The sequence below is a fragment of the Peribacillus sp. P4_C12 genome, assembly GCF_056402095.1.
This window is the reverse complement of sequence record NZ_JBFUIB010000005.1, coordinates 41,610-67,502: the sequence shown is the minus strand read 5'-3', so window position 1 is coordinate 67,502 and position 25,893 is coordinate 41,610. Positions and strand designations below refer to the sequence as shown.

Here is a 25,893-nt window from a genome sequence, read left to right as displayed (position 1 = left end):
GTTATATCTGTTCCCTCCTAGCTGCTGGAATTCTAACTTCTACAATAGTTTCTTCTCCTTCATTACTACTAATCTGAATTCCATAATTTTGTCCGTGTTTTAATTGTATTCTTTGATGAACATTACTCAGTCCGATTGAGCCCTCAGAGGTGGTAGTTCCTTCTAATAATTTAGTTTGAATAGCCAATAGTTTATCTATTGGAATACCTCTCCCATTGTCTTTTATTATTATTTCTATTTCCCGATGAATTCTTTGAACTTTTATTAGTAATTCATTATTATTTGTTTCTTTTCGGAAGCCATGAATCAAATAATTTTCAATAAGGGGTTGAAGGGTAAATTTGAGAATTTTTTCGTCTAAACAATTTTCTGGAATCTCGTACGTTACGTGTAAGCGGTTAGAATATCTAATCTGATTTAGACCTATATACTCCTTAACGTGTTGGATTTCATCAGAAATTTGAACGATTTCTTTACTACTTAAAGAATAACGAAATAATTGCCCTAAACTATAAATCATATTACTAGTTGGTTTAGATCCGTCAGCTATAGCTTTCATGCGAATAGCTTCCAATGTATTATATAGAAAATGCGGCTGAATTTGTGACTGAAGCGCTTTCATTTCAGCCTCTCTTTGGCGGATATTTAAAACATATACATCTTTAATATACATGTTTAGATCATCTAACATATCATTGAAACTTTCTGATATGGCTGTTAACTCGTCTTTTTCTCTACTATCAGGTATTCTAATTTGCAAGTTTCCATCTCGAACTTCGTGAATGGCAGTTTCTATTTTATTAATTCTTCTAGAATAAGATCTCATCGCAAAATAGGTTACAGCAATTGCTATACAGGAAAGTAAAACTGTAGATAATAACATATACCTATGAACAATCGTTATTTTCTTAATATCATCCTCAGGCATGAAACCTACATATAAGTAGCCCCTGTGGTCATCAGCCAATGTATTAATATAGTAGTTTTTTCCCTTCCACTTTATTTTCTTAAAGCTCGTTTCAAATGATATATCTTTCAATGGTACTGGAATGGTACCATCGTCTGACGAGTAAAGATAATCCCCATTACGTTGAAAAATATGGACTGTTCCTTTAAATTGGGATTTCCTCAAACGAATCAAATCCTGAATTCCCGCTGTATCATAAAAAACCGTCAGATCCCCTAATTTCTTAAGGGTCGCAGGATCATTAATGGAACGAGATATTTGAATATTGTTGAAGATACTCCTTTCTTGCTCCCACTCAACTTGCTTAAGTTGCAAGTCCTGAGGATGAACAGCTATACCTTCCTGATTCCCTTTCTTTTGCTCTCTCTTATCCATATATTTATTCCATCTATAGTGGCTATTTATATATTCATACTCTGTACCGGGGCTTGCACTTTTTAAACGCACTGCATTGATATCAGGGTCTTGACTAAAATACGCTTGGAAAAATGTATTAAGGTTGTTCGGAATAAATGAAGAGTTTTCACTGTACTTATCTAGTCGATACGCAAGATATGAATCATAATCATGCTGCAATGCAAATGCAATATCATTATAAATCAGATCTGTTTTTAAATATAATTCTTGCATAACATATTGTACATGCTCATCTTTTTGCTGGAGATAAGATTCAACCCTTTCTAGTGTTTCTGTACTTGCGTCCATTTCTTTCTGAATAATAACTTCTGTATAATAGCGTGATAATACAAGTAGTAATAGAAACATTGTAAGAAGGATTGTAACGGAATAAGTGATTAAAATTTTGCTAAACACCTTATTCGTTAGCCGCCTTATTATATTACTCAAGAACATCCTTTATATCCTCCCATGATGACTTACTAACTCAAGAACATCCCTTATATCCTTCCCTGTAGATTTACTAACTCAACTACTATTTTACTGTATTTTCTGTCGGAAAGTGAAGTTGATTCACTGCCCGACAGTGGGATAAATAGTTTATAATGTATTATCTTATTTCATCATGAAAATAGACTAATATTGTTTTAATTTCATACGGTTTTATTTCTAAGTCGATTTGTTCGGTTTGTTTCTTGCTATCAACTTGTTCCATCAAGTTTGTTTCATACCATTTTTTAACGTTTCTTGGGAATTCAATCAAGACATTTCCGCGTCGCCCTTCATACTCATGAAGGCGAATAATTACTGCGTCATCACCCTCTTTTTTCTTTATCGCATCGACCTTAACATGATCGTTATTCAGATTCATAAACGAGCTTTCTTCTGGTGAAAATCCACCTTTTACTACTTTCAATCGATTATTTAAAAACCAAGCTTGCTTTACTGTTTGCCCAACTCTCCAATCTCCCTGATGAGGTAGCAGTGAATACGTAAACTCGTGTTCTCCTTGATCAGCAGTTGGATCAGGGTAGATTGCTGCTTTTAGCAAGGATAAGCGAATCGTTTGGTCTTTAATGTCATACCCGTATTTGCAATCATTTAACAAACTCACTCCGTACCCTGTTTCAGAAAGGTCTGCCCACTGATGTCCAACTGTTTCAAATCGTGCCATATCCCAGCTCGTATTCCAATGTGTCGGTCTCTTAACATTACCAAATTGAATATCATAAGTTGCTTCGGTAGAACGAATATCAACTGGGAATGCTACCTTCATTAACTTACGTTGCTCATGCCAATCCACTTTTGTTTTAAAATCAATACGTCTATTTTTAGCATAGAAAATCATATCTTGTTCAACCAAAGAACTTTGATACTTCCATTTCGTCCGGATGACAATACGAAGCGGGCCATTTTCAACAACTTCACTTGATACTACATCACGGATTTCCTCCATTTTTTCTTGGTAATACAAATCAATATCCCACGCATCGTGTGCTAATGGTTTATCTTCAAAAATTTGAATGATGTTTCCTTTTTCCTGTTGTGCTAGTACTTCACGCCTAGCTTCCTTATCAAATATACGAGTCAGTTGAAGGGAGTTATTCCATTCAACTTGATAAAAAGGTGTTTCTAACAACATTCCCTTAATAAGAAATGGTGTTTTATTTTCTACCATAGGATCTTGTTTGAATTGAATTTCTACTGCACCAAATTGTTTGGTCTCCTCCAATTCAACTAACCAACCATTTTCAGTTCGTTGGCTATTTAGAATTTCACCTGAACCTGATGTCCATCCTCCAACCACATCATTCGTTTGATCGTATGGGATGAATACACTTTGTTGATCTTGCCAACTAGTTGCATTGAAGACTGTATACGTTCCATGCTTAGGTTCAATAAACTCATTGAAATTATTCTGATCGATTTCGAGTTGTATATCTTCTGCTTGTTTATATTCCACTTTTGCATCTTCATATACTTCCTTAATGGATGAACCAGGAATAATATCATGGAATTGATTTCGCAAAATAATCTTCCAACCTTCATCAAGCTGTTGCTTAGGATATTTCGCCCATGAAGACATTAGAGAGTTCCACACAGACAACCATTCCGACTCCCTATAACTCAACTCGAGTTTACGATTCATTCGTTTTGTATATGCTTGACTTGTATAGGTCCCCCTGTGGTATTCAAGGTACAATTCACCGTCCCAAGTGTGGACATACTCATTTGAATTCTCAATATTTTCGTGTAACTTTTGGAAGTACTCTCCAGCTTTTGTCGTTTTTACTTTTGGCAGTCCTGGCATATTCTCAAATCTGCGACGAAGCTCTATCATCTCTCGATTGACTCCTCCACCTCCATCACCATACCCATAGGAAAGAAGTAAATCTTGGTTAACATCTTTATTCCGGTATGAATTCCATGTACCGTTTACAGTCTTTGCGGTAATCAGCCCATTATATGTATAAAACCATGAATCTTCCGAATTCCAAGGTTCAGGAGTGGTTACAAAATGAGTTAGGATTTCTGTCCCATCAATTCCACGCCATTTAAAAGTATCATTTGGCATACGATTGTACTGATTCCAACTTATTTTAGTGGTCATAAATGTATCGATTCCTGACTTTTTCAAAATTTGTGGAAGTGCCCAGCAATACCCAAATACATCTGGCAGCCATAGATACTTGCATTCTACCTCAAATTCCCTTTTAAAGAATTCCTTCCCGTACAAAATTTGTCTCACTAGTGATTCCCCGCTTGGAATATTACAATCTGCTTCTAACCACATTGCACCCTCAGTTTCCCAACGACCTTCTTTTACACGCTTTTTAATATTTTCATAGATTTCTGGGTAGTCTTCTTTAATATATTCATATAGCTGTGGCTGTGTTTGGAGAAAATAATATTCAGGATATTGTTCCATTAATCTTAAAACAGTAGAAAAAGATCGAGCAGCCTTTTCACGTGTATGTTTTAAACGCCATAGCCATGCAACATCAATATGTGTATGACCAACACAATGAATGGTCACAGGATGATGTTTTTCGATTTCGTTAAGACTTTTATTCAATTCCACACTAGCAATCTCACAACTACTAAAAAATGCTTCATTACCTGGTTTACTCCAATTTATTTTCATAAAAGCTTGATTCAACGCTTTTATAATTGCATGTTTTTCTGGTCGGTCATCACCAAGTTCTTTAATTGTTTGCCACGCTGCTAGGGATGTATAATATAAATCATCTACAGCCTCGTCTAACCAAGCCAATTGGGCCATATCGAGTGTATAAATTTGCTCCTTTGGCTCTCCACCACCTTCAAGTCCAGACCAAAGTCTGAAATCTAATTGAACAGTGTTTCCTATTTCGGTTGGTGGAAAAAATACTTCCTGATGGTTAGAATCAACACCTTGGTATGGATTTCCATTTAAGAATAATAATGATTCAAATCCAGAATTATTTCCTCCGCCTGTACGTCCAAAGTCAAATAAACCAACTACTTTTCTATTTGCCCATTCCGTCGGAAGTTGAACATCTGCATGTAGCCAAAGATACCGGTCTCGCCCCTTCCATTGGTCTCTTAGTTGTAAAGTCGATTCACCCTTTTCTATAGGAGGATATGTGCCTACTACACCCTCATCCTCAATTGCACTAAACTGACCAATCTCAATTCCATCACGATAGCGGTACTGCGCCAATTCTTGTATTCTTGCTTCTAGCTTTCTTTCTACTAAAAACATATAAATCCCCCATTTTTATATTAATTTATACTTTCCTCAATCTTCATATGTTCATTTACTTGTGATTGCTGTTGTTCTATAGTTTTAAACCTTTTTATACAAACATTCATAATCCAATATGCAGGTAGTACACCTGAAATAAATGGTATAAGTCCCGGCATATTCGTGATTAAATAGCCAATAAAAAACAAACCAATACAAATCATTAATGTGGAAAAAGGACTAATAAGTGAAATAATAAATGATTGTTTTATGTAATCCTTTAGTGAGTAATGATAATGTACATATAGAGGGAAAAAGTGAACTATAGCATTCAAATATAAAAGAATGATAAAGCTAATAAAGACATAAAGAATAACGGAAAACGTTCCTTCCATGCTTTCAGCAATTCTTAAATCGACATATAAAAAAAAGCCAATTACTGCATAAATCAGCCCAATACAATTTGAACGGACAAACTCTTTTTTAAAGGTTTCTTTAAATGTTTTCAATAAGGGAACATCTAGGTCCTTCATCTTCCACTTTCGTGTAACAGCAAATAAAGCAACAGTCGCCGGCATAATCCCAAAAACACCTAATCCAGCCACAATAAATACAAACCAAAGAATATTCGTCCATACTAACCTAACGATCCATTCACTTACTTCTTGTAACATTCTCCCCATGTTTTTCATCCCCTACCAATATGATAAAAGGAAAGGGGGAAAAACCCCTTTCCGATTATCATATTACTTAATATCCATATGCTTCGACTTCAAATATTCTAATTGCTTGATCTCCACCTTGTGTTGGTTGTTGGACAGAAAAGCGAATATATCGAGCTTCTGTCGTTGTAATGGCATGTTCTGAGATAGCATCTGTATTATTTGTGACAGTTACTGCGTTCGTCCAATTTTCACCGTCAAGACTTACCTCGATCGTGAATGCCCTCGTATTAAAGGCTGCTGGCTCTCCACCTGCTTCAGCATGTTTGACAACAAACTTTGATAGATGAAACGCCTCACCGAAATCGACTTCTAACCAATGATTTGCACCAATTGCACACCATTTACTATTATTCGTCACGATTCCATCAATCGCGTACTTTGGTCCTTCAGAAGGGGCGCATTGTCCACTAGCAGTTGCAGTTTTGTTCAGTGCAACGTTAGTAATGTTTTTTGCATCCTTTGAAATTGTAATAAAGCCTTCTTTTGTAAGGACATCCTCACCTTCGCTATTTTTAGCAATTAGGGTAACTGAGTACACTCCTTCTTCTTCATACCTTACAACTGGATTATTCTCAGTACTTACTAAAGGTGTACCACCTTCAATCTGCCATTCAACTTCTTCTGTCGCTTCAGATGAATTGTTAAAAAACTGGATTTCTTCACCTGGTGCTGCGACTGTTTGACTTACGCTAAAGTCTGCCTTTGGTTGCGGGTATGCAGGCCATTTAAACATTACCTTCACAGCTTTACCTCGAACAAAATCAGTAGTTACAGCTACTATTTCTAGGGTAGTTGCTGTTTCCTTACCACTTCTTCGTAAATTTGAAATGTAGTATGCATCGTTTGGAACTGCTCCGATAAATTCTTTTTTACCTTTAGGAAGTTCGCGATAAATTTCATAATGCTGAATATCACCTTCCACTGACTCCCATGATAAATCTAAATCAGCATATAGTCCCTTCGAGAAAGTTGGATTTTTCACCTTGGCTTTCGTTGGTATCGCTGGGACCTCTTTATCGTTATGTTTATTTGTAACTTTAATTTCTCCGATGTTGATTTGATAATCTTTTATTGCTTCATCACTCTCGAAGAATAGAGAAATAGTTGCAATTTTTTTCCCCTTATATTTGTTTAATTTAAATGTTTCTTCCATCCATTGATCTCGACTCTTTTTCTTCACATCAAAAAACACAAAATCATCAGGGTGGTCCACAAAGCTTACACCAAGTTTCATGTTAGGCTTTTTCACATCAGTTTTGTAAGTTACAGAGATCTCAGTATCCTTTTCAACTGGTAGATTCGTTTTATAAAGCTTCACATGTGTCGCATTTTTTTTCGTTAGGGTACCAGAAACCTTCAAAGAGCTACCACCGTAAAATGCTGTATCCCAATCGAAATCAACATTTAGAGGCTCCCCTTTGCTATCCTTTAACCAGCGCCATGTTGGTAAAATATCTTGTAAACTACGGTTATTCCATTCTTTTATACTTTGTGTAGAACCACCTACTGCAAAGAATTCCCCACTACCTGTATTAAAATGTGTTACAAATGGAAGCTCTTGAATTACCGTTTTTGCAGTAAAGTAGTGAGCCATCCCTTTCCAGTTTCCATTTTCACCAGTCTTGCGAGGATCCCCAGCTTTTCCAGTCCAGAATTCTTGTTCTTTCTGATAGAACGCTTCCATTGTTTCAGATGTTTTAAAAGCCCAGTCTGGACGGTAAATCCCTAAGGAAGTCAAAGGTTTTTGTCCTTCTGGGAAAATGCCATTCCAAGGAATGTTTGTCTTAGTTCCATTTGCTTCTACATCAATGCCAGTATATAGGTCATATGGACTTCTACCAATTTCCAATGCCTTATCATGAGAAGATTGTTGATTCGTCCACCAGAAATTTAAAAACATACTGTCGGAAATTCTGTCATTACCATCTTGTAAGAACATTTTATTACGATCTGTTAAGTGATTTTGCCAGTTAATTGATCCGTTTTCTACCATTGAGTCATACCACATAATGTGCATGTCTTCTTGCTTATTGTCTTGTAGATATTTTAAAAACTTTTTCGTTTTTTGTGCAGTTTCATTATTTCCACCTGCTGTTTCTTGGTTGATAAACCAGCCGTCAAATCCGTAATATTTAGCAACCTCTAAAAGTTTGTCAGCAGCAGGAAATGACCCATCCTCACGCTGTGTAAGCATTTGGTCTACCCATTTCGCTTGTCCTCCGTACGTTATTGGAGGAAAGAAAATAGTACCTAAGATTGGAACGCCATTTTTATGAGAAGCATCAATCACATCAGCGCTTGGAGGAGTAATAATTCCTTCTCCAGCAGAACCCGCCCAATACACCATTAAATCAACGTACTGCCAGTAGCTAAATGTATTTGCAAAAAATTTATTTCCGCCTTGAGATGGAACCCCGCTTGTGTTGGGATTTAATGCCGATAATGCAACCAATTTAGCTTCTGACTGAGATGTTTCATTCACATTGAAAACAACTTCTCTATCAGCTAATGGAACAGTACTTTTGTTATATACAGCATCAGAATCATTTTCTGGACTCCACTTTAATAATGTTTCAGGATACCAATAAGATGATTCCGGCTGTTTTGCAAAACCCGTAATCGGAAGTACACAAACTAAAAGCAAACCTAAGAACGCAGTGACAAGACCATATCTTATTTTCAACAAATTCCCACCCCTGTTAGTAAGATTATTTTATCCATCCTCTGTAACAACCAAGATGCGGTACTGTGTCTTAACTTAGATATTGTTTTCTTGTAGCTTTTTATAAAGCGGACTACCTTTAACTGCAAAACCACATAAACTTAATACAAATTCACTAAACATCGAATTCGCCCATGAGAACCACTCTCTCGTAAATTCTTCTGGTTGGTCTGCATTAAAGCCCTCATGCATAAATCCAGTTCCGCCATCCGATTGCTTCATCTCTTCCAAAATTCTCTTCTTATCAGAAGCATCTGTAGATGTCATCCCCTCAATTGCTAATGCAATATGCCATATATAATGATCGGGTGTATGAAGACTCCCAATTCCATTGGCCACTTTTCCTTCATAAAAGTAAGGATTATCTCTACTTAATAAAAAGCGGCGAGTATTCTGATAGGTTTTATCATCAAATTGGCACCAGCCCAGATAAGGAGCTGCTAGTAAACTAGGGATGTTCGCATCATCCATAAGATGATATCTTCCCATTCCATCCGTTTCATAGACATATAAATCTCCATAAATCGGATGTTCTAACACTGCATATTCTTCTATTCCTGCTTTTATCTCAGAAGCTAGTTGCTCACATTGCTTTGCAAGGCTTTCATCCTTTAAAACTTCTCTACAGATCTCTGATGCATAACCTAGCACTACTACCGCAAACATATTTGCAGGTACTAAATAACCATATAAACAAGCATCATCACTTGGTCTAAATCCACTCCAAGTCATTCCCGTTCTCACAGTTTTAGATCCTTTCCCATCCCTGTTCAGAGTATCTGATTGTCTTACATCCATTCTTTCAAAGCTATATGGTGATTCATCCTCATGATTTTGTTCCACTTTCCAGACATGCAGAATCTTGTTCAATGCTTTTACAAATGTGTCATCAAAGTAGGCCGTTCTTCCAGTTGATTTCCACAATAGGTAAGAAAGCTGAATTGGATAGCAAAGTGAGTCAATTTCATATTTACGTTCCCATGTCATTGGGGACATATCAGTTTTATCATCTTGATGGCCTTTTCCATTAGCGGTTTCATTGAATGCATTTGCATATGGGTCATGAACGATATAGTTCATTTGACGACGAACAACACCTTCAATTAATTTCGCCATTTCTTCGTCCTTTTCAGCAGCAAGTAAATATGGACGTACTTGGGCAGCTGAATCTCTTAACCACATAGCTGGTATATCACCTGTAATGACAAATGTTGTTCCATCTTCTTGTGGCTTTAGTGTTGTTTCATACGTATTAACAAAACATTGTTCAAACATCTCATGAAGCTTTTTATCTTCAGGGAAATTCTTCTTCACCTTTTCTATTAAATAAGATAGTGATTGTGGGATTGTTTTCTCAGTGTTCATTACCTTCACTCCTTCACTTGCCAACCAAGGCTAATAATTTCAAACGGTTTTACTTTTTCTTGAATTTGCGTATTTTCAAACGGCTCTTTCACATTCTCAACGATAGTACTCTTATAACTATTTGTACCTTGCATTGGTTGAGCAATTACCATTGTTTCTTTTTCAGATGTGTTAAACCATCGAGCAATTACATCATCTCTTTCCTCCGCTAGCTTGATAGAAGAGATTGCTAATGATTTACCTTCCCAAGTAAAAAATGTCTTTTCGGTTGGAAGTAACCCTTCATGTACATCTGTTTGTACAGCAATCACAGGCACTTGGAAGTCATACGCCTCTTTGAATACTTCTGACTCAACCACTGTACCTTTGTGAGGGATAACCATCCATTCTGCTTGGTACGTTCCAATACATTGAGCCTCTGGTGTTGAAAATAGACCCCAATCCCCTAACTCAGAAGTTGAACGGAGAATCGTAACGGCTATTGTTTGTTGTTCCTCAAGGATTTCATACTCATGTAATCCTTTATTCGCAATTGTCATCCCATGCTTTCCATCTGTTACACTTACAAAAACCTGTTGGTGATGATCGAAACTAGGATTGTCCCACTCTCTTTCAGGTATATTAGGACGTTTTGCCACTTCAAAAATACTGTCTGCATAGTGTTCATTCGTACTTAGATTAGTTGGAAAAAGAACACGTAGACGATGATCCTTTGCTTGGTTTTCAATTGTAACCTTAACAGAAGGCCCCTTCGCTTTTTGATCTAACTGAATATGAGTAGTTAAACGAATTGTTACATTTTCAGAAGATCGACCTGATAGCCGGTCCTTATGCCAAACTAATAGTTCCTTTTCTCGTTGAAACTGTTCACCAGCCTCTTTTGGAATCTCCCACTCATGAACAAGTTCTATAACGGAACGTAATGAATGGTCTTCAACTACTCTTATCTCCGCTTTCAAATCTTTCGTTGTAAGTGGAACTTCACCATTTGGCTTCTTAAACATATATTCGTTACCAATGTCCCCGCTATTTTCATAAATTCCTAGATTTTCGAATACTTTCCCAGTCTGTTTGTCAGTCAATGTATACGAACCATTTTCATGAACAAACAAATGAACAAATTCATTCTCCAATTCACGAGCACATTGATTAATCGATGGCTGTTCATTCAACTTCGTTTCCTTGGCCGGTTTGATATAAAATGTTTTATATCCATAGCCCGGAAGAGATTGAGCTAGGAATGTTAATTTGATAATTCTTGCATAATAGGGACGTCGGAAACCATCTCCTGGTAACTCATATCCAAAACGGGTACCAAGGTCCTTTGTTTTACAAACATGTACCTTACCACTTTTATCAACCAAATTAATATCAGGTAAATCCTTCGAACCAAGGAAATCTGGAATCTCTGAAAAAGGCATATCTGAAAAATAGACTTTTTCTAGCTCAACTTCCTTTTCGATAACCACATCTCGTGAATTTCCTGATGTGTTAAAAACAACAACTGGAATCATATCCTCATCAACAACACTTTGTTTCGTTGAAATATGAGATACAACTTCATTGGCCTTCTCCTCGATAATAGTTGATGTAGTCTGCTGAACCTTCTCAAAACGAGTTACCATTTCTCGATGTACTTCATCTACACTACAACCGCAAATACTGTCATGTGGATGGTTTTCCATCAAAGTTTTCCATGCATATCGTAAATAATCACGTGGATATTCATGACCAAGAAAATATGAAAAAACGGATAGTGGTTCAGCCACTTTTTCTAAAAGTGTTTGACACTTTTGATTCATCTGCTTTAAATAGATGCGGGCAGATGCTGTATTTACAAGAGTTGACCACCCATCTGTACGTTGATTTCGCAGTTCACCGGTAATAGTCTGGAGTTGTTCTGGTAATGATTCCTGAAGTACTTCCATATAATCATCAAAATTAGAGTGTACAAACGTGATATCTGGAAAAAGTTCTTCAGCCACCTTGATTGCTTCTCCTATATCCACTTGAATTGGCTGATGATCACAACCATTCATGAAAAGAAGATTTGGTGTTGAAGAATATTTCTTAGCATCAGCTAGTTTTGTTTCCCAATACTTTTTCGCACTCTCTCTATCAACTGGTACTTCATTGCCGTTTGAATACCAATTCGCAAACAAAACACCAAGCACCGCCGAGCCATCTGGCGACTTCCACTTAAGTTCTGAATATGGCGATTCAAATGTTTTCGCATCGCTCACCATATTATTAAATCCGGTTGGTTTCACACCTCTCCCAAACGCAGCAGTTTTAATATTAGCTTGCTGAAGCAATTGAGGTGCTTGCCCGTAAATGCCAAATGTATCTGGGAAGTACCCTACCTTTGACACAACACCGTATTCCTTTGCAGCTTGTAACCCATACAACATATTTCTGACATTCGCTTCCGAGCTTGTTAAAAATGCGTCCTGTAACACATACCAAGGACCGATATGAAGCTTTTTTTCTTGTACTAGCTTCTTAATCAATTCTTTTTTATCAGGACGAATTTGGAAATAATCTTCTAAAATAATCATTTGTCCATCCAAGTGAAAGCTCTGAAAATCTTCCCCCTTTTCAAACAAATCGATAAGTGTATCCATCAACTTCACTAAATAGTACCGATGCTTTTCAAAAGGCATATACCATTCCCGATCCCAGTGGGAGTGGGAAATAATATGCGCAGTAGTCTTAAATTCCATTTTGTTTCCCTCCTATATCTCAATCCTTCGACAGGATAGCAACCGCAGCATCCTTTACTCCCGTCAATGTACCAAGACGCTTTTTATAACTTCAGTAATTAGCTATCTTGGTGTAAAAGGTAATTGGTTATTTACTACTAGCCATTAATAAAATGCTGGCTGTTCGATGATGGCACCACCACCTAATACGAACAGCTAAGGATTTAATACTTGAACTGCTAGATCGGTATTAGGAAAGCGCTATCAATATTTTGCACTATAGGATAACCATGCCACGATTTAAATTGTGTGGATTTAGTACCTTCACTTGTTTCAAATCTAGCTGACCCGGAGCACCTATACCGATTCCTGTAATGGTTAGGAATTGTTGCATTGAATTCTTTTACACACGATACACTCAAGTTGGTAGCGTATAACCTGGTATTTTACTTAGGTCGGAAATTCATGTGCTGTTAGGACGTCTCCATCCTCTTGTACAAAGTCAATCGCTATATTCGTTCCTCCAATATCATGCCTATAGCAGTTTTCATGTACAATCGCCTTCTTCTACTTTTCTTCACATTAACGATATGTTTCAGCAAATCAATAGTCAATCACCACAGAGAAAGTGATAAGCTTTTTCCATATAATCTAAAATTTATCCATATTTTATGAAAGTGTAATTTTTTTTTAGTATAAGACCTTGTTCAAATAGAAAGACAAAAAGAGCCGAGTAGATCAATGCACCGAAATTTAGAGTAGTGGGGGAGATATCTTTTTAAAGTCAAAATTTCAATACTTGGCTAACTTATATGATAAGTATCTGTAATTTTTGAGAAGCATGAGGAACTTTAGCCCATTACTATACATGCTTCCCTTTTATTTGAAGCTGGTGTAGGTATAAAAGAGGCTCAAGAGCGGTTAGGTCATCTGGGGATATTCAAATTACAATGAACGCCTATATACACCTTACAGACTACTTAATAGAGCAGACAGGAGAGCCCTAAAGGTACATTGAGCTATGATAGTGATGAAATACGTGTGGGCAAAAAATTTTATACAAAAAAAAGACCCCCAACCAAAATGGTTGAGAGCCTTTGAAACGGTAATAGAATTAACGTTTTGAGAACTGAGGTGCACGACGTGCGCCTTTAAGACCGTATTTTTTACGTTCTTTCATACGTGGGTCACGAGTTAGTAAACCAGCAGATTTAAGAGCTGGACGGAATTCTGGATCAACTTGAAGCAATGCACGAGCGATACCGTGACGGATTGCTCCAGCTTGACCAGTGTATCCACCACCGCTAACGTTTACAAGAACGTCGTAATTTCCAGTAGTTTCTGTTGCAACTAGTGGTTGGTTAACAACTTCACGTAATGCTGCGAAAGGAATATATTCATTAATGTCACGACCGTTAATAACGATGCGACCTTCGCCTGGTACTAAACGTACACGAGCTACTGAGCTCTTACGGCGACCAGTACCATAATATTGAACTTGTGCCAAGATAGTAACCTCCTTAGTAATTATCCGCGTAATTCGTATACTTCTGGTTGTTGAGCAGCGTGTGGGTGCTCAGCTCCAGCGTATACGTGTAATTTTTTATAGATTTGACGACCAAGAGAATTCTTTGGAAGCATACCTTTGATAGCAAGTTCAAGCATTCTCTCAGGGTAGTTTGTACGCATTTCAAGAGCAGTTCTAGTTTTAAGACCGCCTGGATGCATAGTGTGACGGTAATAAATTTTGTCAGTCAATTTTTTACCAGTCAAATGGATTTTTTCAACATTGATCAAAATTACATGATCACCAGTGTCAATGTTTGGTGTAAAAGTTGGTTTATGTTTACCACGTAAGATGGATGCTACTTCAGTAGAAAGGCGACCCAAAGTTTTGCCTTCAGCGTCAATCACATACCATTTACGTTCTACTTCATTAGCTTTCGCCATAAATGTCGTACGCATGGTTAACCTCCTAAAAAACTTTTTAATTTTTTATATTTATTTTCAATCACAATAAACTTCCGGGGCTTATCGTGGGATTAAAATACATACCATATTATATTAACTTCTCCCAGTTTCATTGTCAAGGGAATGTTACACTAGGATAAGTTGTCTATAAAACACTTTCTACAACTCAGCGAAAAGATCAGTATCGCCTCAACCCGCTTTACTATTGATCTTAACCATTTTGTCACTTGTAAAAAAACTGATATCACACTTAAAATATTTTTATTTGTAAAATACTTTCCATAAATACAGTCCATGACCTGGTGCTGTTTTCCCAGCAAAACTACGGTCTTTCTTGTCCAATATCCCAATTATATCTCGAGGTGCTATTTTGCCGCTCCCGACTTCTAGAAGCGTCCCAACTAAGATACGCACCATATTATACAGAAAGCCTTCTCCAACAAAGCGAAAAACCATAAATCCATCAGTCTCATTAAAATCCATTTCTTGAATAGTTCGGACTTTATCGACCACTTCTGTTTTTGCCGAACAAAAACTTGTAAAGTCATGGGTCCCTATTAAATAGGAAATTGCTTCCCTCATTGCCTTCTCATCTAATGAATAAGGATAATGATAGGCGTAATTGCGTTGAAACGGATCCTGCAGTTTTGAACGGGCAATAATATATCGGTACTCCTTGCCAGTCGTATGGAACCTTGCATGAAAATCTGCAGACACAATATCGACTTCCAAAACGACGATATCGCTTGGAAGAAGGGCGCTGAACGCCTTTACCCAATTTTCAGTAGGAAATGTAAGGGGTGATTCAAAATGAATGACCTGACCCTTTGCATGAACCCCTGAATCTGTCCGGCCTGAAGCTGTCACTTTTACAATTTCACCCTTATGCATTTTGGCTAGGACTTCCTCAAATTCACTTTGTATCGTTCGTTTCTCAGGTTGCACCTGATAACCAGCGAAATCTGTGCCATCATAAGCAATCACACATTTATATTTTGGCATATAGTACTCTTCCTTATTATGAACGTAATAAAAATAACATGACCGCAAGAGCACCTAGAGAGACCATCAACAGGGTGTCACTAGTCTTCCAACTTAATTGACGGTATTTTGTACGGCCTTCCCCACCACGGTATCCTCTGGATTCCATGGCTGTTGCCAATTCTTCTGCCCGTTTGAACGAGCTCACAAATAATGGGACAAGCAGCGGTACTATCGATTTAACCCTATCCTTTATTGGACCTGATGAAAAATCAACTCCCCTTGCTGTTTGTGCCTTCATGATTTTTTCGGTTTCTTCCATTAGCGTTGGAATGAAGCGAAGGGCAATGGACATCATCAATGCTAGTTCATGAACCGGCATCTTCCATTTTTTTAAGGGCCCCAACAACTCTTCCATTCCATCAGTAATGGATATCGGTGTTGTCGTCAACGTTAATAGAGACGTAACCAGAATTAGTAAGGTAAACCTTAAGGATATAAATAACCCTTGCATCAAGCCACCTTCGTAAATTTCAAACCAGCCATATTTAAAAAGGACTTCTCCTTCTTTCGTAAACAAGATATGCAGTAAGAATGTAAAGACGATTAAGAAAAAGATAGGTTTTAATCCATTATAAAGATAGCGAAGCGGAATCTTAGAAAGACTAATTAACATAACAGTAAATACAGCAAGCAAAGAGTATGAAACGACATTATTCGCCAAAAAAACGACACAGACAAACAGGAATACCAACAGTAGCTTAGCCCTCGGGTCCATTTTATGCATCATAGAGTCAGAAGGGACATAACGCCCGATAATCATTTTATCCAGCATTAGCGGTTCCCCCGTTTCATCGCTTTATCGATTTCTATCGCTAAATCCCCGATATTAAGACAAGGGTGATCAAAACGAACACCTAGTTCCTTCTGAAGCTTGAGCTGAAAACGGACCGTATCAGGTACATCTAGACCAAGCTCTAGCAACTGCTCAGGCTGGGAAAAAATCTCCTGAGGAGTTCCTTTTTTGAACACCGTACCCTGGTGCATGATAATGATGTCATCTGCATACTTAGCTGCATCCTCCATGCTATGAGTCACCAGAATCGTTGAAATGCCGCGAACTTTATGCAAATCATAAAACATATCCATAATCTCTTTCCGTCCTCTTGGATCAAGTCCGGCTGTAGGCTCATCTAGTACCAATACTTCCGGTTCCATAGCCAGTACACCTGCAATTGCTACCCGTCGCATTTGACCACCGGATAAGTCGAATGGAGATTTTACCAGGATATCCTCACTTAGTCCAACTTGTACAATGGCTTTCCTTGCTAATTTCTTAGCTTCTACTTCAGAAACCCCAAAATTCATTGGCCCGAAACATATATCCTTTTCAACGGTTTCATCAAATAGCTGGTGTTCCGGAAACTGAAAAACAATACCGACCTTTTGTCTAATCGGCCGTAATAACTTTTCTTTTTTTCCGGCTTCTATCGTCCGGTCTCCAATGAAGACTCGGCCCTTAGTCGGTTTTAAAAGAGCATTTAAATGCTGCAGTAACGTTGATTTACCGGAGCCTGTATGGCCTATTATTGCAGTATAGGTTCCCGATTCCATTGAAATATTAACATCATGAAGGGCTAGATGTTCAAAGGGAGTATTGACCTGATAGCGGTATTCTACATCATCGAGTGTAATTCGCATAAATCCTTCACCAACTCTTCCTCTGTCAAATGCCCATTCACAACACGAACACCATTTTTTTGCAACTCTTTAGTTAGTTTTACCGAAAAGGGAATATCTAGACCAAGAGCTATTAATTCTTCCTCTAATTCAAAAATATCTTGAGGAGGCCCTTCGCGATATAACTGACCTTGATTCATGACTATCATACGATCAGCTTTCGCAGCTTCCTCAAGATCATGGGTAATCGATATAACTGTAATCTCATTTTCCTGTTTTAATTCTCTCACAGTTTCAAGCACTTCTTCACGGCCTCTTGGGTCAAGCATAGAGGTTGCTTCATCTAAGATGATGATATCTGGCTGTAAGGCAATGACACCTGCTATGGCCACTCGTTGCTTTTGACCGCCGGATAGATGGTGCGGCTCTTGATTAAGAAAGGCATTCATTTTAACCTTATTCAGCGCACCATGAACACGCTCCACCATAACCTGCTGAGAAACACCGGCGTTTTCTAAACCAAAAGCCACATCATCCTGAACTGTAGTGCCTACAAATTGATTATCTGGATTTTGAAAAACCATGCCAATTTTCTGGCGTACATCCCAAACGGTTTCTTCCGTCATTATTTGATCATTAATCATAATCGTACCTGAGTGGGCGAACTGAAGACCATTCAATAACTTCGCTAATGTCGACTTGCCGGAACCATTATGGCCAACGATCGCAAGCCACTCCCCTTGATAAATATCAAAAGAAACATCATCTAAGGCGTTTCGAGACTGACCCTCATATCTAAAAATAATATTCTCTAAAGAAACCAGCTTCTTCCCCATGTGGCCCTCCTCATCCTCGACTGCACTCATCTTATCTTAACTCTGCTGAATTAACATAAATAAACAATGAAATATCAGTATTTATTCTTCTGAAAATATAAAAAAACGCTGCACCCCTTCCACCGAAAGAATTTTCGGTAAATTAAGAGCAGCTTACAGCGGGCCTGTTACGAAAAACAGGTTATCTTATAATCGCTTATAAAAAGCGGGAAGGGATGCTTGAGCTAGACGTGAAGGCTCCCTGTAGAACAGGTTCCGCCAGCCATCGTAACACTCAATGCGAATTTCTAAAAAAACAGAATTTCTATAAAAAAAGAAAAAGGGCAAAGAACAAGTGAGTATATTCATTTGTCCCGCCCTTTTTCATCGTTGTTATTAAACTAATTCAATAACCACGACTGGTGCACCGTCACCGCGGCGTGGACCAACTTTCATGATACGAGTGTATCCGCCTTGACGTTCTTCATAACGTGGAGCAACGTCACTGAATAGCTTATGAAGGGCATCTGTACCATTCTCAGCGTCAGCGATTTCGTTACGGATGAATGCTGCAGCTTGACGGCGTGCATGCAAGTCACCACGTTTACCAAGAGTGATCATTTTATCTACTACAGAACGTAATTCTTTTGCACGTGCTTCAGTAGTTTCAATGCGCTCATGGATAATAAGATCCGTAGCTAAATCACGAAGTAATGCTTTACGTTGTGCGCTAGTGCGTCCTAACTTTCTGTAACCCATTAGAGATTCCCTCCTTTGTTGAAGTTCTATATTGTGTGTCTATTACAAGGCTCACAACATAATGGATGATTCCGCCATGTTATCAGTCGTCTTTACGAAGACCTAAGCCTAATTCTTCTAGTTTCGCTTTCACTTCTTCAAGTGATTTACGGCCTAGATTACGAACTTTCATCATATCTTCTTCCGTTTTGTGAGCAAGCTCTTGAACGGTATTGATTCCAGCACGTTTCAAGCAGTTATAAGAACGAACAGAAAGGTCTAATTCTTCGATCGTCATCTCAAGAACTTTTTCTTTTTGATCCTCTTCTTTTTCAACCATGATTTCAGCATTTTGAGCTTCGTCAGTTAACCCAACAAAGATATTTAAATGCTCTGTTAAAATCTTAGCTCCAAGTGCTACCGCTTCTTGCGGACCCGTACTGCCATCAGTCCAAACATCGAACGTTAACTTGTCAAAGTTAGACAACTGTCCAACACGTGTATTTTCAACTTGGAAAGATACTCGTGAAACTGGAGTGTAAAGAGCATCGATTGGAATTACACCAATTGGCTGATCTTCTCTCTTGTTTTGAACAGCAGGAGTGTAGCCGCGGCCGCGACGTGCAGATAAACGCATACGCATATGACCGTTTTTACCGATTGTAGCAATATATAAATCCGGATTAAGAATTTCTACATCACTATCATGAGTGATATCAGCAGCCGTAATGACTCCGTCACCTTGAACGTCAATTTCTAGCGTCTTCTCTTCATCAGAGTAAATCTTTAGAGCTAGTTTTTTCACATTAAGAATGATAGATGTAACATCTTCTACGACGCCTTCAATTGTTGAGAACTCATGTAGCACTCCATCAATTTGTATAGCTGTGACAGCAGCACCTGGGAGTGAGGATAAAAGGATACGACGTAAGGAGTTACCCAATGTAGTACCATACCCACGCTCTAGTGGCTCTACGACGAATTTACCGAATTTGGTATCGTCGTTGATTTCAACCGTTTCGATTTTTGGTTTTTCTATTTCGATCATCAATAAACCCTCCTTCAAAACGTCAAAACCCCGGTAAGTAAACATGTCACTTAAACCGAAATTCCCCATGTATACGTTCCCGCTGTGCGCAACAACTGAAAATTAATCTTCTGTAAGAACGCAAACTTAGTATTATATCCCATTATTGACAGGAATACAAAATCTATACAGAAAAATTAAACACGGCGACGTTTTGGTGGACGGCATCCGTTATGTGGAACTGGAGTTACATCTTTAATTGCAGTTACTTCTAGGCCAGCAGCTTGAAGTGCACGAATAGCAGCCTCACGTCCAGCACCAGGTCCTTTAACTGTAACTTCAAGAGTTTTCATACCATGTTCAATTGATGTTTTAGCAGCTGTTTCAGCAGCCATTTGTGCAGCGAATGGCGTAGATTTACGAGATCCACGGAATCCTAAAGCTCCAGCACTTGACCAAGAAATAGCATTACCATGAGAGTCAGTGATCGTAACGATTGTGTTATTGAATGTTGAACGAATATGTGCAATACCAGTTTCTATATTCTTTTTCACACGACGTTTACGTGTATTAGTTTTACGTGCCATGAAAAGTAACCTCCTTTACTAATTATTTTTTCTTGTTAGCTACAGTACGACGAGGTCCTTTACGCGTACGAGCATTGTTTTTTGTATTTTGTCCACGAACAGGAAGTCCACGACGGTGACGTAAACCACGGTAAGAACCGATTTCCATTAGACGTTTAATGTTAAGGGAAATTTCACGACGAAGGTCGCCTTCTACTTTTAACTTGTCAATGATATCACGAATTTTGTTCAATTCGTCTTCCGTTAAGTCACGAACGCGAGTTTCTTCAGAAACACCAGCTTCTGCAAGAACTTTAATCGCTGTTTGTTTTCCAATACCATATATATATGTTAATGAGATAACAATACGTTTGTCACGGGGAATATCTACTCCAGCAATACGTGCCATGCTTGAGTGCACCTCCTTCTATTTAGCCTTGTTTTTGTTTATGTTTAGGGTTTTCGCAAATAACCATAACTTTACCTTTTCTGCGGATAACTTTACACTTTTCGCAGATTGGTTTGACTGATGGTCTGACTTTCATTGCTATCTAACCTCCTTATACAGATCGGAGCGTAACCGGATTATTTAAACCGGTATGTGATTCTGCCGCGAGTTAGATCATACGGGGAAAGCTCAACCGTAACTTTATCTCCAGGCAAAATGCGAATAAAGTGCATACGAATTTTACCGGATACATGAGCTAAAACAGTATGACCATTTTCTAATTCTACCTTAAACATTGCATTTGGCAAAGTCTCTTGTACTGTGCCTTCTACTTCAATTACATCATCTTTCGCCATTAAAGTGATTCTCCCTTCTCTATGCGTGAACCTATTAAAGGTACACATCTTTCCGTCAACATTACTCCAGTCCAATTATCCTCAAAAGTCATACAATTCTGCATCAAGTATTCACCATTTTGTAGAACCAGGCTTTAACTGAGGACCTTTATCAGTTGGACCGAAATGAGGAATTTATGGGTCCTCATGTAAGTCTTGACCGATTCCGTGACCGACATACTCTCAAAATAGAGAAGCAATTAGTCTCGACATAGGTTTGAATAGCATGGGAGATGTTTGAAAGGCGCACGCCTGACATAGCTTCTTTCAACCCTCTATATCATGACTCTTTAGGAATCCTAATAGAGTCACTGCATTTCTTCATCAATTTTGCCGACCGGATATGTCCATGAAGATTACTTATAAAGTAATCGCCCAATTCAGGGAATACCAAGTACAAGAACCTGATTAATAAATGTGAGAATGCTCTAGCGAAATCCATTATACCCTTTGTATTAAAGGAATGCACCAAGTTTAACTAGTAAGTTGTAAAAATGGTATGAATTTCATAAATCAATACGATGATTAATTTTGCAAAGCACCAAGTAACACATCAATGTTTTCAAATACCTTATTAATATCTTGCTGTCCGTTAATGTTTACCAAGTATCCTTTTTCTCCGTAGAAATCAAGAAGTGGCTTAGTTTGTTTCAAATTCACATCTAAGCGATTTTGAACCGTTTCTTCATTATCGTCAGCACGTTGATATAATTCTCCGCCACAGCGGTCGCATACATCATCTTTAGTAGGAGGATTGAATACAAGATGGTATGTCGCACCACATGATTTGCAAATACGACGTCCTGTCAATCTTTCCATTAAGATGCTTTTATCCACATCGATATTAATGACAAAATTTATTTTACGATCTAAATCAGTAAGGATGCTTTCAAGTGCTTCTGCTTGTGCCACAGTACGTGGGAATCCATCAAGCAAAAATCCTTTTAGGCAGTCCTCCTTGCTTAAACGCTCACGTACAATGCCGATGGTAACTTCATCAGGTACCAATTCGCCTTTGTCCATGAATGATTTTGCCTTTAGACCTAATTCTGTTCCATCTTTGATAGCTGTTCGGAACATATCTCCAGTAGAAATATGAGGGATATTATATTTTTCTACGATTTGTTCGGCTTGAGTGCCCTTACCAGCACCCGGCAGACCCATTAACACTAGATTCAATTTTCTTCCCCCTCAAACTCTATAATGGGTAAAGGGAACATGTTGTTCCCAAAACTCATTACTTTATAAAGCCTTTATAGTGTCTTTTCACAAGTTGTGACTCTAGCTGTTTCATCGTATCAAGGGCTACCCCTACAACGATTAGTAAACTAGTTCCACCAATCTGTGCAGATTGAGGAAGGTCAGCAAGCTTTATGAAAAATACCGGTAAAACGGCGATGACTGCTAAGAATATAGAACCAACAAACGTTAGACGGTATAAAACACGTGTTAAATATTCTTGTGTACTCTTACCTGGACGAATCCCCGGCACATAGCCACCTTGCTTTTTCAAATTCTCAGCCATTTGTTCAGGATTAACCTGAATGAATGCATAAAAATACGCAAAAGCAATGATAAGAGCAACATATATGATCATACCAATTGGATTGGTATAAACAAGATGTTCTGTAATCCAACTAGTGACACTGTTCTTTCCAAAAAAAGAAGCGATTGTAGTTGGGGTGATAAGAAATGCCATTGCAAAGATTACCGGAATAACCCCCGCAGCATTTACTTTCAATGGTAAATGTGTAGACTGGCCACCCATTTGTGTACGACCTACCGCAGCACGTTTAGCATACTGAATAGGAATTTTACGCAATGCCTGCTGAATAAAAATAACAGCAACCACGATTGCTAATACTGCTAAAACAATAAGGACAATAGTTATTATTCGTAAAAATAATTGATCTCCAGCATTTTCGAACTGCTGTGCGTAGATCTGGTTTGCCGTATTTGGCAAACTAGCCACGATACCAGCAAAGATTATGATAGAAATCCCATTACCTACACCTTTAGCAGTGATCAGCTCTCCTAACCACAGAAGAAAAGCTGTTCCTGCCGTTAAGACAGTCGCAATAAGCAAGTATGTTGCAATTCCAGGATTTTCAATCAACTGGCCACCTGACATATTATTGAACCCATAAGACATACCAAAAGCTTGGATAAATCCGAGTATAATAGTGAAGTACCTCGTGAATTGAGCTAATTTACGGCGCCCTGCTTCTCCTTGTTTAGACCATTCAGTGAACTTTGGTACAACATCCATCTGTAATAGTTGAACGATAATAGATGCCGTGATATACGGCATAATACCCATCGCTAAAATAGAGAAGTTTTGAAGTGCTCCGCCGCCAAAGGTATTTAAAAGACCTATGACGCTTAGCTGGTCCTGTGCAGCGAGAAAATCGGCATTCACATGCGGCACAGGAATAAATGTACCGATGCGATAGACGATTAACATTAGAAGGGTAAAAATAATCTTATTCCTTATTTCACCCACGCGCATAAAATTGGAGATCGTGCGAAACATTAGATCACCTCTGTATTACCGCCAGCAGCTTCGATAGCTTCTTTAGCAGTAGAAGAGAATTTGTGAGCTTTAACAGTAAGCTTTTTCTCAATGCTTCCTTTTGCAAGAATTTTGATTCCTGCTTTTTCTTTACTTACAATACCAGTCTCAAGTAATAGAGCTGGTGTTACTTCAGTACCGTCTTCGAAAAGATTTAACGTATCAAGATTCACGATAGCATAGTCTTTACGGTTAATGTTGGTAAATCCACGTTTAGGTAAACGTCTGAATAGAGGAGTTTGTCCCCCTTCAAATCCAAGGCGTACACCGCCGCCGGAACGAGCGTTTTGTCCTTTGTGACCTTTACCTGCTGTTTTACCGTTACCAGATCCAATACCGCGACCTTTACGTTTACGTTCTTTACGAGAACCTTCTGCAGCTTTTAACTCATGAAGTTTCATGTTGGCACCTCCTTGTTAAGTTAAAAATTATTTTATTGTTCTTTTACAGTAACAAGATGAGCAACTTTGGTAATCATACCGCGAATCGCAGGGTTATCATCATGAACAACCGTTTGATGCATTTTACGTAAACCCAAAGTGTTAACTGTAACACGTTGATCTTCAGGACGACCAATCAAGCTGCGAGTGAGGGTAATTTCTAATTTATTAGCCATAATTTGATTTCCCTCCTTATCCTAACAGTTCTTGTACTGATTTTCCACGTAACTTAGCTACGTCTTCAGCACGTTTCAATTGCTTCAATCCTTCGATTGTTGCGCGAACCATATTAATAGGTGTGTTAGTACCTAATGATTTAGACAAGATATCGCTAACTCCGCCTAATTCAAGTACCGCACGAACAGGACCACCAGCAATTACTCCTGTACCTTCAGAAGCTGGTTTCAATAGAATGTGACCTGCGCCATAGCGTCCGTTCACAAGGTGAGGAATTGTAGTTCCAACCATTGGTACAGTAATTAGATTTTTCTTAGCGTCCTCAATAGCTTTACGGATTGCATCCGGAACTTCTTGAGCTTTACCAGTACCAAATCCAACATGACCGTTTTTATCACCTACAACTACTAGTGCAGTGAAACGGAAACGACGTCCGCCTTTAACAACTTTAGCTACACGATTTACTGTAACTACGCGTTCTTCAAGTTCTAATTTATTAGGATCAATGCTACGCATCTGTTTATGTCCCTCCTTATCCATTAAAATTCTAAGCCGTTTTCACGAGCAGCGTCAGCCAATGCTTTAACACGACCATGGAAGAGGTAACCACCGCGGTCAAATACCACAGCTTTGAAACCTTTTTCAACAGCACGTTTCGCAATAAGTTCGCCAACTTTTTGAGCTGCTTCAGCATTGCTACTAGCTTCGATACCGATCTCTTTATCAAGAGTTGAAGCACTTGCTAATGTTACGCCTTTTGCATCGTCAATTAATTGTGCGTAAATGTGTTTGTTTGAACGAAACACATTTAAACGAGGACGAGCTTCTGTTCCAGAAAGCTTTGCACGCACACGTGCATGTCTTTTCTGACGAGTAGCATTTTTATCAAGCTTCGTAATCATTTACGTCACTCCTTTCGTTTACTTATGCGGCATTACTTACCAGTTTTACCTTCTTTACGACGAACGAATTCGCCTTCGTAACGAATACCTTTACCTTTATATGGTTCAGGTGGGCGAACATCACGGATATTAGCTGCAAGAGCTCCTACACGTTCTTTGCTAGCACCTTTAATAATTACTTTTGTATTAGAAGGAACTTCGACTTCAACACCAGCTTCTGGTTCTATTTCTACAGGGTGAGAATATCCTACGTTAAGGATAAGCTTAGTACCTTGCTTTTGCGCACGGTACCCAACCCCAATAAGTTCAAGTGATTTTACAAATCCTTTTGATACACCTTCAACCATGTTAGAGATAAGTGCGCGAGTAGTACCGTGTAAAGAACGGTGAGTCTTCTCGTCAGATGGGCGTGTAACAGTTACCACGTTCTCTTCAACAACGATTGTAAGATCAGGACTAAATGATCTAGATAATTCACCTTTAGGTCCTTTAACAGTTACTTCACTTCCGTTAACAGTAACTGTTACACCTGCAGGGATTTCAATAGGTTTTTTACCTATACGAGACATATTGTGCA

At 38.4% G+C, this 25,893-nt stretch carries 25 protein-coding genes and 2 pseudogenes; 1 reads left to right on the top strand and 26 read right to left on the bottom strand.

The window, feature by feature from the left end; translation table 11 throughout:
* Position 1 precedes the first annotated feature (1 nt).
* From AC1DUW_RS02900 to AC1DUW_RS02875, 6 genes are all read right to left on the bottom strand, one after another.
* Entirely contained in the window at positions 2 to 1,672 is a 1,671-nt protein-coding gene (locus tag AC1DUW_RS02900; RefSeq protein ID WP_477641947.1) for a sensor histidine kinase, read from the bottom strand.
* Positions 1,673 to 1,973: 301 nt separating this feature from the next.
* On the bottom strand, positions 1,974 to 5,108 hold the full coding sequence (locus AC1DUW_RS02895; protein ID WP_053349039.1) for an alpha-mannosidase: 3,135 nt from the start codon (positions 5,106 to 5,108) through the stop codon (positions 1,974 to 1,976).
* A gap of 20 nt (positions 5,109 to 5,128) precedes the next feature.
* Complete coding sequence (locus AC1DUW_RS02890; RefSeq protein WP_053349040.1) at positions 5,129 to 5,773, bottom strand: YesL family protein; 645 nt, start codon at positions 5,771 to 5,773, stop codon at positions 5,129 to 5,131.
* 67 nt (positions 5,774 to 5,840) lie between these two features.
* Positions 5,841 to 8,498 carry an endo-beta-N-acetylglucosaminidase gene (locus AC1DUW_RS02885; RefSeq protein ID WP_477641946.1) on the bottom strand — a complete coding sequence of 886 codons (2,658 nt, stop codon included), beginning with the start codon at positions 8,496 to 8,498 and terminating at the stop codon, positions 5,841 to 5,843.
* A gap of 75 nt (positions 8,499 to 8,573) precedes the next feature.
* Positions 8,574 to 9,902: a glycoside hydrolase family 125 protein gene (locus AC1DUW_RS02880; RefSeq protein ID WP_053349041.1), complete on the bottom strand. Its 1,329-nt coding sequence runs from the start codon at positions 9,900 to 9,902 to the stop codon at positions 8,574 to 8,576.
* Positions 9,903 to 9,907: 5 nt separating this feature from the next.
* Positions 9,908 to 12,625: an alpha-mannosidase gene (locus AC1DUW_RS02875; RefSeq protein WP_053349042.1), complete on the bottom strand. Its 2,718-nt coding sequence runs from the start codon at positions 12,623 to 12,625 to the stop codon at positions 9,908 to 9,910.
* Between the two features lie 846 nt (positions 12,626 to 13,471).
* Between AC1DUW_RS02875 and AC1DUW_RS02870 the strand changes: the two are divergent.
* Positions 13,472 to 13,611 (top strand): annotated as a pseudogene (locus tag AC1DUW_RS02870) (site-specific integrase); the annotation flags it as partial.
* 107 nt (positions 13,612 to 13,718) lie between these two features.
* On the opposite strand, the gene rpsI reads toward AC1DUW_RS02870, so the two are convergent.
* From rpsI to rplF, 20 genes and pseudogenes are all read right to left on the bottom strand, one after another.
* Positions 13,719 to 14,111, bottom strand: coding sequence for a 30S ribosomal protein S9 (gene rpsI / locus AC1DUW_RS02865; protein ID WP_053349043.1), 393 nt, complete (start codon positions 14,109 to 14,111; stop codon positions 13,719 to 13,721).
* A 20-nt stretch (positions 14,112 to 14,131) separates the two neighbouring features.
* Positions 14,132 to 14,569, bottom strand: coding sequence for a 50S ribosomal protein L13 (rplM, locus tag AC1DUW_RS02860; RefSeq protein ID WP_034304960.1), 438 nt, complete (start codon positions 14,567 to 14,569; stop codon positions 14,132 to 14,134).
* A gap of 267 nt (positions 14,570 to 14,836) precedes the next feature.
* A complete protein-coding gene (truA, locus tag AC1DUW_RS02855) occupies positions 14,837 to 15,577 on the bottom strand; it encodes a tRNA pseudouridine(38-40) synthase TruA (protein ID WP_053349044.1) in 741 nt (246 codons plus the stop codon).
* Positions 15,578 to 15,593: 16 nt separating this feature from the next.
* Positions 15,594 to 16,391 (bottom strand): energy-coupling factor transporter transmembrane component T family protein, encoded by a 798-nt coding sequence (locus tag AC1DUW_RS02850; RefSeq protein WP_477641945.1) that lies wholly within the window; start codon positions 16,389 to 16,391, stop codon positions 15,594 to 15,596.
* The gene (locus AC1DUW_RS02845; RefSeq protein ID WP_053349046.1) at positions 16,391 to 17,257 is read right to left on the bottom strand and encodes an energy-coupling factor ABC transporter ATP-binding protein; all 867 of its coding nucleotides are present in this window, start codon (positions 17,255 to 17,257) and stop codon (positions 16,391 to 16,393) included. The genes AC1DUW_RS02850 and AC1DUW_RS02845 overlap by 1 nt, the downstream gene beginning before the upstream one ends.
* Positions 17,233 to 18,072, bottom strand: coding sequence for an energy-coupling factor ABC transporter ATP-binding protein (locus AC1DUW_RS02840; RefSeq protein ID WP_053349047.1), 840 nt, complete (start codon positions 18,070 to 18,072; stop codon positions 17,233 to 17,235). Before AC1DUW_RS02840 ends, AC1DUW_RS02845 begins: the two co-directional genes overlap by 25 nt.
* A gap of 375 nt (positions 18,073 to 18,447) precedes the next feature.
* Positions 18,448 to 18,810, bottom strand: coding sequence for a 50S ribosomal protein L17 (gene rplQ / locus AC1DUW_RS02835; protein ID WP_053349048.1), 363 nt, complete (start codon positions 18,808 to 18,810; stop codon positions 18,448 to 18,450).
* A gap of 82 nt (positions 18,811 to 18,892) precedes the next feature.
* Positions 18,893 to 19,837 (bottom strand): DNA-directed RNA polymerase subunit alpha, encoded by a 945-nt coding sequence (locus AC1DUW_RS02830; RefSeq protein ID WP_053349049.1) that lies wholly within the window; start codon positions 19,835 to 19,837, stop codon positions 18,893 to 18,895.
* Between the two features lie 176 nt (positions 19,838 to 20,013).
* Positions 20,014 to 20,403: a 30S ribosomal protein S11 gene (rpsK, locus tag AC1DUW_RS02825; protein ID WP_028390438.1), complete on the bottom strand. Its 390-nt coding sequence runs from the start codon at positions 20,401 to 20,403 to the stop codon at positions 20,014 to 20,016.
* Positions 20,404 to 20,425: 22 nt separating this feature from the next.
* Entirely contained in the window at positions 20,426 to 20,791 is a 366-nt protein-coding gene (rpsM, locus tag AC1DUW_RS02820; RefSeq protein ID WP_053349050.1) for a 30S ribosomal protein S13, read from the bottom strand.
* Between the two features lie 22 nt (positions 20,792 to 20,813).
* On the bottom strand, positions 20,814 to 20,927 hold the full coding sequence (gene rpmJ, locus AC1DUW_RS02815) for a 50S ribosomal protein L36 (protein ID WP_003156543.1): 114 nt from the start codon (positions 20,925 to 20,927) through the stop codon (positions 20,814 to 20,816).
* A gap of 40 nt (positions 20,928 to 20,967) precedes the next feature.
* Positions 20,968 to 21,186: a translation initiation factor IF-1 gene (gene infA / locus AC1DUW_RS02810; protein ID WP_028390440.1), complete on the bottom strand. Its 219-nt coding sequence runs from the start codon at positions 21,184 to 21,186 to the stop codon at positions 20,968 to 20,970.
* Between the two features lie 177 nt (positions 21,187 to 21,363).
* Positions 21,364 to 21,581, bottom strand: a pseudogene (locus AC1DUW_RS02805) (M24 family metallopeptidase); the annotation flags it as partial.
* A 169-nt stretch (positions 21,582 to 21,750) separates the two neighbouring features.
* Entirely contained in the window at positions 21,751 to 22,404 is a 654-nt protein-coding gene (locus AC1DUW_RS02800) for an adenylate kinase (protein ID WP_053349051.1), read from the bottom strand.
* A gap of 58 nt (positions 22,405 to 22,462) precedes the next feature.
* Entirely contained in the window at positions 22,463 to 23,758 is a 1,296-nt protein-coding gene (gene secY, locus AC1DUW_RS02795; protein WP_053349052.1) for a preprotein translocase subunit SecY, read from the bottom strand.
* The gene (gene rplO / locus AC1DUW_RS02790; protein ID WP_053349053.1) at positions 23,758 to 24,198 is read right to left on the bottom strand and encodes a 50S ribosomal protein L15; all 441 of its coding nucleotides are present in this window, start codon (positions 24,196 to 24,198) and stop codon (positions 23,758 to 23,760) included. Before rplO ends, secY begins: the two co-directional genes overlap by 1 nt.
* 32 nt (positions 24,199 to 24,230) lie before the next feature.
* A complete protein-coding gene (gene rpmD / locus AC1DUW_RS02785) occupies positions 24,231 to 24,413 on the bottom strand; it encodes a 50S ribosomal protein L30 (RefSeq protein WP_053349054.1) in 183 nt (60 codons plus the stop codon).
* Between the two features lie 16 nt (positions 24,414 to 24,429).
* Complete coding sequence (rpsE, locus tag AC1DUW_RS02780) at positions 24,430 to 24,930, bottom strand: 30S ribosomal protein S5 (protein ID WP_034304987.1); 501 nt, start codon at positions 24,928 to 24,930, stop codon at positions 24,430 to 24,432.
* 23 nt (positions 24,931 to 24,953) lie between these two features.
* Positions 24,954 to 25,316, bottom strand: a complete 363-nt coding sequence (gene rplR, locus AC1DUW_RS02775) for a 50S ribosomal protein L18 (protein ID WP_053349055.1) — start codon at positions 25,314 to 25,316, stop codon at positions 24,954 to 24,956.
* A gap of 32 nt (positions 25,317 to 25,348) precedes the next feature.
* A complete protein-coding gene (gene rplF, locus AC1DUW_RS02770) occupies positions 25,349 to 25,885 on the bottom strand; it encodes a 50S ribosomal protein L6 (protein ID WP_053349056.1) in 537 nt (178 codons plus the stop codon).
* Positions 25,886 to 25,893: the final 8 nt, after the last annotated feature.